Below are 8,893 nucleotides of genomic sequence, written 5' to 3' on the forward strand. Positions count from 1 at the left end.
GTCTTTTTGAGGTCTGGCTGGGTAAATGCTTCGCTCCTGCGTACCGCGTCCACGGCCTCGTTGACGAGCTTCATGAGGTGGAAACGATCAAAGGTCACCTGGGCGTTGGGAAGATGCTCTTTAGCCCCTTTCTGGAAGGCGGGAGACAAGTCCATGCTGACGTCCGTGACAGCTTCTGCGCTGCCCCCATGGGCTTCAAGGTCTGTGGCAAATCGCGCAAAAGTGGAGACGTCCTTACCGGGGGTGGCAAACAGCAGTCGCCTAGCTTCCAGATCTACGAAGAGCGTGATGTAGTCATGGCCGCGCCGACTGCTGGTTTCATCGACGCCGACGGCATGGACATGGGCCATATCCACTCTGGTACGGGCTTCGGGCACATAATGGTCAATCACCCGCCACAGGAGCGTGTCGGTCTCGCCGACCAGGCGGGCTACCGTCAATACCGGCATCTCCCGCACCAGGGTCATGATTAGCGCTTCAAAGAGCAGGGTGAAACGCGAGCCTTCCCGCGCCCAAGGAACAGGGATCTGATGCGCCCCATGCTCCGGGCACATCACACGGGGTACACGGGCGTGGAGATAGGCTTCATGCTGAAAGAAATCCATGTGCAGCCAGGTATGTTCACGGGTGTCATGTACCGGACGCTCCTCACCACAGACGGGGCAAGCAAAGCGACTGCCCTTGGGAAAGTTGATGTGCAGATCCAGGCGCTTCTCCTCCACTTGGAAGGTCACATCGTCCACCAACCACGGCGGTACCAACCCTAACGCCAGAGAAAACAACTCTTCCGGGACCATCAGCTAACTCCTATTCGGGATGCAATGGAGCCGTTGCATCCTACCCCCTACCCACTCAATCTGACGAAGAGCCAATTCAAGTGATTTTATTTATAAAATCAGCTTTCTTGAAAAATATGCGTTAAAGAATCAACAATTCTTTCGACATGTTCGTCAAATAGCAATCGACCATTCTCTAAGCTCGCACCATGCGCCACGGACAGAACACCTGATGCAGGCACAAAATTCTCCGGCACAGGGGAAATATCGTAAGGTGGAAAACAGGCTGGGCCATCCGATGGGACCTTCTCCATCATAACTAAAGCAGGCTTCAGTAAAAGCATCAGCGAGGTCTCCATCAAACTGGCATGCTCAAGTTCAATGCCTGGACAACCATTAGGGAAGACCCGATCAAGCGTCTCTTGCGTGATAAAATCCCAGTAAGCAAGTCGCACAATTTTAGCATCGGTGATGCCATCGTGGTGCAATTCCCGCAAGGCCATGTCTACTCCTTCCGTCGCCGGAACATAGTTCTCAAAGTGTCCATTTACTAAAACTAAACGCCTTACTCCAGATTTAATGAGTTGACGTACAACATCACGAACCACCAGTGAAAATGTATTTGCATCCAAGCTAGTAGTTCCAGGGAATCCCTCACCGCCACCTGTTTTTGGCTGTGAGCGACACCCATAGGGCAAAGCAGGTGCAACAATGCCATTGACCTCACGAGCAACCTGCTCGCACACAGCAGTTGGTAGTAACACATCTACGCTGAGCGGCAAATGCGGACCATGTTGCTCTGTCGCGCCTAATGGCAGGAGAACAACAGCTTTATTTTCAATTTTCTGTTTGAATTCTACCCAGCTTAGATCGGCCATGAAAACACTATCAATCATCATTAACTTCCTTATCTATTTAGACTGTAATTTTACCATGGTGCCTCGCCACGATCGACGCAAAACGTTTGTCCTGTTACATTACTTGCAAGCTTTGAGGCAAGAAAAATATAGGCGCCTGCAATATCATATGGCTCCATAATCCCTGGTAACGCCTGGTTATTTAAGATACTTTCAAGAAGCACTTCTTCTTGTACGCCAGAACGATCGGCCAAACTCGCCAGCGAGCGAAGTGAGCTTTCTGTACGTACCCAACCGGGACAAATCGCATTGGCGGTAATCCCACGCGGCCCCAACTCCTTAGCCCAAGTTTTAGTCATACCTATAATGGCGTGTTTTGACGCAACGTATGCACTGAATAGAGGCTCCCCAATACGCCCCCAAACCGAGGAAGTACTAATAATTCGTCCTCCTGAAGACATCTTCGGCAACGCTGCGCGAGTAACCAGAAATGTTCCTGTAACATTTACATCAATGATCCGCCGGAATATTGCCTCATTCTCGGCACTGGAATCTGTGAGGGGTGTTAATCTCTCAAGACCTGCATTATTAATTAGTATGTCAATCTGCGGAATAGAAGGCATGAAGGACTGTAAGTCGGCTTCAATCGCAATATCGGCTTGATGACCAGTTACACCAAGCTCTCGCACGACCCCACTAATTGAATCGTCGTTGGCGACAATGTGCAAATCCGTACCGGTATCACGGAATGCGCGCGCAAGGCCCAGACCAATCCCCCTACTTCCGCCAGTAATGACGGTTACACGCCCACTGAGGTCAACTTCAATCATCCGCAGCTCCCATCACAACTCTGTTCTTGTACCGAAGATTACGCTTCTTCATGAAGGCCAAGATAGTACCAATGACAATAACGGCGGCACCGATATACCAAGCCTCATAAAGATTTCCCGGCGATATTCCAGCGCTGTAGCCGACATACAAGATAATGAATATTGAAAATACCGGAAGAATAGAAAGCATAGTAGCTACACCAGCGCTATGCTTCATCCAGAACAGCCTGATCGCAGCGGCCAACATCGAGGCATAGCTTAAAACTAGAGTTATAGTGACTGCATCATAATAAAAGATAATTTTGGCAAGCGGCTTGATCCAGACCATCAAAATACCAAAAGCAACGATGCTTGCAACAGATACAAAAGGCGCCTTGTGTTTGTTTGTTTTGCCAAACATTTCAGGTAAGTGCCCCTCTGAACTCATCCTGTACATCGTCCTTGCACCAGAATTTAATGAAATCTGCATTCCAGCGCAGGCTGACGTAACAACAACAAAGAGCGCAATCCAAGAAAGCGATTGTGGCAAATAAATATTTGCTATCGCGGCAATAGGTCCGCTATTTCCATCTTCAACAATTTGTGCAAGTTTACCAACAGGAACAGCATATTGCCAACCAATAGCTGCTAAACTGTAGATTAAAAAGGCCAAAGATAAAACCAGCAAGAGAGATCGCTGCACTGTACGGACTGGGACTTTAGCTTCTTCTATATAATTTATTGCAGAATCAAAATTTGCAAGCATCCAAAGGCCAAATAATAAGCCAGCGCCCAGAGATCCCCAACCACCAGCAGCTTTAACAGAATAAAGACTAGCAAATGACAGATTGTGCACTTGCGGGTCAAAAATACCGCATAGGCCGAGACCAGACACAACAGTTATCTCAAAAACCAAAAAAAGTCCAGCGATCTTTGCTGTCAGCACTATACCACGTAAGCTAATCAAAAAAAACAACAATAACATAGCAGTACCAATGATACGCGCCTGAATATCACCTGCTAAGGAAGGAAATAACGCTTGAATGTATTCTGCTCCTATCACCGCAGTCATGGGCGCGACTGTCGCAGCCATTACCGTATAGGTCCATCCAAGAACAGTTCCCATGCCAGGATGAAGGAAACGCTCGACATAAGTAAACACACCAGCCGCAGACGGAGCCTCACGAACCAGATAAACAAGACAAAATGCTAGAATCAACATTGGGAAAAAGTATGCGACAACGATCGCGAGTGGTGCCGCATGTCCCACCATTGCGTAGAGCACTGACATCGACGATGCTGCTACCCAGGCTGGCGCATTAAAGCCTAGTGCAGCAAGCGTAACGCCATAGGTATTTAAACGACCCTTATTCAGTGTTGTTGCGACTTCAGTTACCGCACCATGGCGGTCATAACCTATCAGATCTAAGAATCCCATATCTTTCTCCAGCTAATATTATTTAATTCTTCATAATCTTCAACCATTCATTACGCCACCACCGTTTACGCCGATAATTTGACCGGTCATGAATGTCGCCGCGCTTGATGCAAGAAACAAAATCACCTCAGCAATCTCAGAAGGAGTTCCCAATCTATTTAGTGGGTATAATTTTGCTTCTTCCTCAATATATTCGTTTCCAAGTCGGGCAACCAAAGGTGTCATAATACCTCCTGGTGCTACACCATTTACCAAAATATTCTGCCCTCCTAATTCTCGTGCGAGACTTTTAGTAAAGGCGATAATCCCACCTTTAGCAGCACTATAATGCGCTAGATTCTTGCAGCCGATTTGACCAAGATCAGAGGCAATATTTATGATGCGGCCAAATCGTTGGAGACGCATAAGTTTCACCGCCCAACGAGCAAAATAGAACGCTCCATATAGATGCACCTTGATCATTTTGTCCCACTGTGTATCTGTCATTTCGTTCAGCGGGACTTCATCCAGATATCCAGCATTATTTACCAGGACATCAAGCCTCTCGATAGAAGCAAAAATTTCTGTAGCCGTTTTCGGATCTGAAACATCACCCGTCCGGATAGTGCAGATGCCTCCCCGTGCCTCAATGTTACTCTTCAGTACCATAAGGTTAGCTTGGGTTGGCAGGTCGTTTGCAATTATTGCGGCTCCCTCTCGGGCAAAAGCCTCGCAAACAGAAAATCCTATGCCACTCCCAGCCCCTGTTACCAACACCGTTTTCCCACAGAAACGCCCCCCCTCCTGTGTCTGCTCTTCTTTTAATGCCGCGAGATGCTGCTCATTCGTCATCCATCCCAAGATTGCATCGAATTCATGTCCGTCATTCATGACCATATCCAGAGCCGGACTGATGTCGACTTGCAACCAAGCACAAAATCTCAAACATAAGCGTTGCCCCAACAAGCGCCGTCATGTTCGACATATCGAAAGGAGGAGAAATTTCAACAACATCCGCTCCTATAATGTCTACTCCCTGCAGCCGCCGTAACATCAACTGCGCTTCACGAGTGGTTAAACCGCCAATTTCTGGCGTGCCAGTTCCAGGTGCCATGGAGGGATCGATTACATCAATATCAAAAGACAGATATACTCTTTCCTCTCCCGCCACTGCGATCGCCTCGTCCATGATCGCATCCAGACCAGTTGCCATGATATCTTCGATATAGCGTATAGTTACGCCTTGCTCCTTGGCCCATTGGAGCTCATTAGCATCATAGGAGGAACCACGAATTCCAAGTTGAATAACTCTTTTTGGATCCAACAAACCTTCTTCGATAGCCCTTCGGAAAGGGGTTCCATGGGTATAGCGACTACCGCCAAAATAAGAATCATTCGTATCCGAGTGGGCATCAAAGTGAATCAATCCGATAGGCGCTTCCCGGGCCAAAGCACGCAAAATAGGCAGGGTGATCAAATGGTCGCCACCCACAGTAATGGGTATGGCACCAGATGATTTTATATCTTTAAAAAAATCCTCGATTAATTGCAAAGAAGTTTCAATAGAAAACGGATTTGTGGGAGCGTCACCAATGTCAGCGACATTAATAAGATCATATGGAGAAATCCCCGAAGCATGATGCGTCCGTCGAATTAGAGTTGACTGGTTGCGAACCTCGCGTGGCCCCTGACGAGCTCCTGCGCGATTGGTTGTTCCTCCATCAAATGGCACACCCGTAAGTGCAACATCCAGCCCAATTGGGGAAGAATACAAGGGAAGTCTCATAAACGTCGCGGGGCCGACGAAACGAGGGGTAACTGCAGCGTCAATAGGCTGCGGCCTCTCAACATAACTCATATCTGATACCTTAATTGGGCAAGCAACGAAATTTACTGAGTAAGGGTTTTCTGATAGCAGACAAATGCAATTCTCCTGATTAGTGCAATATTTAACATCACCGAAAAGTAAGCAAATATCGTGCCAGTTCTTAAATAAAATTAAGATCTTGAATAATAATTGATTTTTAATAATGCGGTTTTTATTTTTCTTGTCCTATGAATTTATGATGGTGCATTATCATGTGATTTGAACCATTTTGGTGCACCATCAGGTGACGTTAAAAAGCAGGAAACGAGGTCCGGGGAGCAATGGAACAGCCAACCGACTTAAGCCACGAGCATCACCAGTGTCGATCGGTTCCTTCCATGCGAGCCTCGCTCTCGGAGAAGCAGTGCCGGGCGTCTGCACTGCTGGCGATGTTGGTCAGCAACTTCATTCACGGCTTTATCCAGTTCGTCGTCGGTGTCATAGGGCACCTTCAACTCATATTCGCCGTTCGGCCGTAAGCAATGGGATGGACGTCCCCACCCTATAGCGGCATTGATGTGCCATAGTAAGGGTTTTCCTCACTACGCGCGCAATAGGAGTCTGCAAATGGAGATTAAGACGATTGGCATAGATTTGGCGAAGAACGTATTTCAGGTGCACGCCGTGGATTCCCGGGGCAAGGTTGTCCTTCGCAAGCAGTTCCGTCGCGATCGGGTGGCGACGTTCTTTGCGAATCTCTCGCCGTGTCTGGTTGGTATGGAAGCGTGCGGCAGCGCGCATCATTGGGCACGCAAACTGGAATCCTTGGGTCACACGGTCAAGCTGATGGCGCCCCAGTTCGTAAAGATCTATGTGAAGAGCAACAAAAATGATGCGGCTGATGCCGAGGCCATCTGCGAGGCAGTTAGCCGCCCTTCGATGCGATTCGTCCCGGTCAAGAATGTAGAGCAGCAAGCGGTTCTTTCGCTGCATCGGGTGCGGCAAGGTTTCGTCAAGGCGCGTACGGTGTCACGGATCGGCAATATGGAGCCAAACCGTAGTCGGCCGTAATGGCGCCACCTTGGGATCGGCGTAATGGCGCCACTTCCGGATCGGCATAAAGGAGCCAGTTCGGAGTCGGCGTAATGGCGCCACCCACATAGTGCTTCAGTAGGGTCTTGAACTTCCCTTGGATCGGTTACCCTCCCAGCTTTTGGGGGGTGACCATGAGTAATCGGAGGTTTGAGATGTTTACGATTCGCCAAATCCTGGTGCGGATGCGCCAAGGGGATCGGGACCGAGAGATCGCCCGTTCCGGACTCATGGGGCGCAAGAAACTGGGTGCCCTACGTAATCAGGCTGCGCAGCACGGCTGGCTCGATCCCCAGCAGCCTTTACCCGACGACTGCGCGCTCGCCATCCTGCAGCAGCACCGCCAGCAGGCCGTGCCTGCCCAGTGTGTGTCCACCCTCAAAGACCATGAGGAGCAAATCGCCAAGTGGGCTGCTGAAGGCATACAGGGCACTACCATTCACGCTGCCCTGGTGCGCAATCACGGGTACACCGGAAGCTACTCTGCAGTGCGTCGCGTGCTGCTGCGTGTCGCACCGGTGAAGGTGCCCGATGCCACTATGCGCCTCATTTTTGCACCCGGCGAGGCCGCGCAGGTGGACTTCGGCGCTGGCCCCGCCATGATCGATCCGGTGACCGGAGAGATCCGCAAGACCTGGTTCTTCGTCATGACCCTCTGCTGGTCCCGGCATCAGTATGCCGAGATTGTCTGGAATCAGACGACGATGACCTGGCTGGCCTGTCACCGCCATGCCTTCCAATGGTTTGGTGGTGTTCCGGGTCGAATCATCATTGATAACGCCAAGTGCGCCATCACCAAGGCCTGCATCAACGACCCCACGGTCCAGCGTTCTTATGCTGAATGCGCCGAAGGATACCTGTTCAAGATCGATGCTTGCCCTCCACATGATCCTGCCAAAAAAGGAATCGTGGAGTCAGGGGTCAAATTTATCAAAAAAGCCTTCCTGCCCCTGCGCGATTTCCGTGACCGCGACGATGCCAATCGCCAGCTTCAGGAGTGGATCCGAACAGAGGCGGGCCATCGAATTCACGGCACTACCCGTCAGGCGCCTCTCACCCAGTTCGTCGAGGTGGAGAAACCCCTCTTGCAGCGCCTACCGGAGACGCCTCCCGAGATCTCCGAGTGGAAGCAGCCCAAGGTGCACCGGGATGCTCACGTCCAATACGCCTATTGCTTCTACTCCGTTCCCTTCCGTCTGATAGGACAACAGCTCTGGCTGCGGGCTACCGATACTACTATCCGGATTTACCAGGAACATGAATTAGTCGCCACCCATCCCCGGCTGTTCCAGCACGGCACCGCCTCCACCGTGGCCGACCACATGCCGCCAGAAGCACAGGCCTGGCAGAGTCAGGATATCCAGTGGTGCCTGCGGATGGCGGAGGCTATCGGACCGCACTGTTACGGCGTCGTTCACCAGCTCTTTGCCGATCGCGTGCTGGTCAATCTGCGCACCGTACAGAACATCCTGCGACTCCGGGACAAGCACACCCCTCAACGGCTGGAGGCGGCCTGCGCACGGGCTTTGCGCTTCAGTAATCCGCGTTATGGGGCGATCGCTCAGATCCTCAAGAAAGGCTTGGATCAAGAGCCGTTGTCGCCCGTAACTCCCGAATCCGGAAGCACCTATACCAGTGGCGGTCGCTTCCTGCGCGACAGCGCTACGCTATTTCATTGAAAGGAATTCTGATGCAAACCCAAGAGTTGAGCAGTAATCTTCGCGCCCTGCGCCTGTCCGGTATCCTGGATTCCCTGGAAGCTCGTAATCGCCAAGCGGTGGATGGTCAAATGGCCTATACCGAGTTCCTCGCCATGCTCCTGCAGGATGAAGCGGCCCGCCGGGACCAACGGAAATTCGACACCCTCCTGCGTCAGGCCCACTTCCGGAATCACAAAACCCTGGAAGACTTCGCCTTTGACCGGTTACTGAACCTGAACCGCTCTCTGGTGCATGATCTGGCTACGGGTCGCTACCTGCAGGAGCAGGCACCTGTCCTGATCGTCGGGCTCTTTGGCACCGGCAAGAGCCATCTCGCCCAGGCGCTGGGGCATTGTGCCATCCGCCAGGGGGTGGACGTGCTCTTTATCACCCAATGTGATCTGGTGGGCTCCCTGCATGCAGCGCGGGCCACCG

8 protein-coding genes and 1 pseudogene are annotated in these 8,893 nt (G+C 51.1%); 3 read left to right on the forward strand and 6 right to left on the reverse strand.

What is annotated here, in order from left to right; genetic code table 11:
* The 6 genes from PHF79_03220 to speB form a co-directional block, all read right to left on the reverse strand.
* The coding region (locus tag PHF79_03220) for an ISL3 family transposase (protein MDD5318798.1) at positions 1-797 on the reverse strand (797 nt) is incomplete at its 3' end.
* A gap of 98 nt (positions 798-895) precedes the next feature.
* Complete coding sequence (locus PHF79_03225; GenBank protein ID MDD5318799.1) at positions 896-1,672, reverse strand: creatininase; 777 nt, start codon at positions 1,670-1,672, stop codon at positions 896-898.
* 32 nt (positions 1,673-1,704) lie between these two features.
* Entirely contained in the window at positions 1,705-2,463 is a 759-nt protein-coding gene (locus PHF79_03230; GenBank protein MDD5318800.1) for an SDR family NAD(P)-dependent oxidoreductase, read from the reverse strand.
* A complete protein-coding gene (locus tag PHF79_03235) occupies positions 2,456-3,880 on the reverse strand; it encodes an APC family permease (GenBank protein ID MDD5318801.1) in 1,425 nt (474 codons plus the stop codon). Before PHF79_03235 ends, PHF79_03230 begins: the two co-directional genes overlap by 8 nt.
* Positions 3,881-3,919: 39 nt before the next feature.
* Positions 3,920-4,750, reverse strand: a complete 831-nt coding sequence (locus tag PHF79_03240; GenBank protein ID MDD5318802.1) for an SDR family NAD(P)-dependent oxidoreductase — start codon at positions 4,748-4,750, stop codon at positions 3,920-3,922.
* Positions 4,743-5,717, reverse strand: a complete 975-nt coding sequence (speB, locus tag PHF79_03245) for an agmatinase (GenBank protein MDD5318803.1) — start codon at positions 5,715-5,717, stop codon at positions 4,743-4,745. Before speB ends, PHF79_03240 begins: the two co-directional genes overlap by 8 nt.
* 576 nt (positions 5,718-6,293) lie before the next feature.
* Here speB and PHF79_03250 point away from each other — a divergent pair.
* The 3 genes and pseudogenes from PHF79_03250 to PHF79_03260 all read left to right on the forward strand — a co-directional run.
* Positions 6,294-6,692 (forward strand): annotated as a pseudogene (locus PHF79_03250) (IS110 family transposase).
* Positions 6,693-6,913: 221 nt separating this feature from the next.
* On the forward strand, positions 6,914-8,437 hold the full coding sequence (istA, locus tag PHF79_03255) for an IS21 family transposase (protein ID MDD5318804.1): 1,524 nt from the start codon (positions 6,914-6,916) through the stop codon (positions 8,435-8,437).
* A gap of 11 nt (positions 8,438-8,448) precedes the next feature.
* On the forward strand, positions 8,449-8,893 hold a 445-nt coding region (locus PHF79_03260; protein MDD5318805.1), incomplete at its 3' end, for an ATP-binding protein.

The organism is Candidatus Paceibacterota bacterium, assembly GCA_028714275.1.
GTDB lineage: Bacteria > Patescibacteriota > Minisyncoccia > Phycocordibacterales > CAINVO01 > CAINVO01.